Origin of the sequence: Methylophaga sp. UBA4204, from assembly GCF_002379485.1 — a bacterium.
GTDB lineage: Bacteria > Pseudomonadota > Gammaproteobacteria > Nitrosococcales > Methylophagaceae > Methylophaga.
Window position 1 is genome coordinate 5,317 of the sequence record NZ_DFTU01000059.1, and the last position, 893, is coordinate 6,209.

General features: G+C 45.7%; 2 protein-coding genes. One reads left to right on the forward strand and one right to left on the reverse strand.

Annotation, left to right across the window (positions count from 1 at the left end; translation table 11 throughout):
• The coding region (locus tag B3182_RS08435) for an arsenate reductase ArsC (protein ID WP_292752334.1) at nt 1–388 on the reverse strand (388 nt) is incomplete at its 3' end.
• 152 nt (nt 389–540) lie between these two features.
• Here B3182_RS08435 and B3182_RS08440 point away from each other — a divergent pair.
• Nucleotides 541–893: TIGR04211 family SH3 domain-containing protein (locus tag B3182_RS08440; protein ID WP_292752336.1), on the forward strand; the 353-nt coding region annotated here is incomplete at its 3' end.

Genomic DNA, 893 nt, shown 5'->3' on the forward strand with positions numbered 1-893 from the left:
GCTGCTTGATCTTTTCCCGGGTAATCCGGAATTCCTTCAGTAGTTCGGCTTCACTGCCCCGATATTTTGCCGGATCGGTTAGCGGTAAATGCAACCGCAAAGTATGGGGGCTGACAACAGGACATTGTTCATCAGCATTTTCACATAAGGTGACCAGTAAGTCTGCCCATTCCAGCATTTCGCCATTTACCCGTATTGATTCCTGCTGTGAAATATCAATACCTACTTCAGACATCACCTGTATTGCCTGAGGATTCTGGCCATGAGACTCAATACCGGCTGAACGAACTTCAATTTCATCCCCGGCCAGAAATCTGGCCCAGCCTTCGGCCATTTGAGAGCGACAGGAATTTCCCGTGCACAAAAACATTATTCTGAACTTTTCCATAACCCACCTCATTTATATCACCGCCCAACTTAACAAGCTTTTATGACAAACCCATTAATTCACATCAAACTTAATAATGATTCTTATCTGCTCTTGAAATCAGCCATATGGCTTCTGCTAGAATGACGCTTTAACTCAACTCGGATCTGCATGTGAAAAAAATTATTATCAGCCTGTTGTTCGTTGTCGCTCCGATACTTTTGCCTGGGATAAGCGCCGCTCAAACAACTCGCTACGTTTCAGATGAGCTTGAGATCACCATGCGCAATGGCCAGGGATTGGATTTCGGTATTCGCAAAATGCTTAAGTCAGGCACCGAACTTGCTGTACTGGAAAATGATCCCTCCGGTTATTCGAAGGTGCGCACCAATGATGGGGTTGAAGGCTGGGTTTTATCGCGTTATCTGGTCAACAATCCGAGTGCCCGTGACCAGCTGGCGGCCAAAGAACAGCGCATTGCCAATCTGGAACTGGAAATTACCGGTTATAAAGAAGAAATTGAACA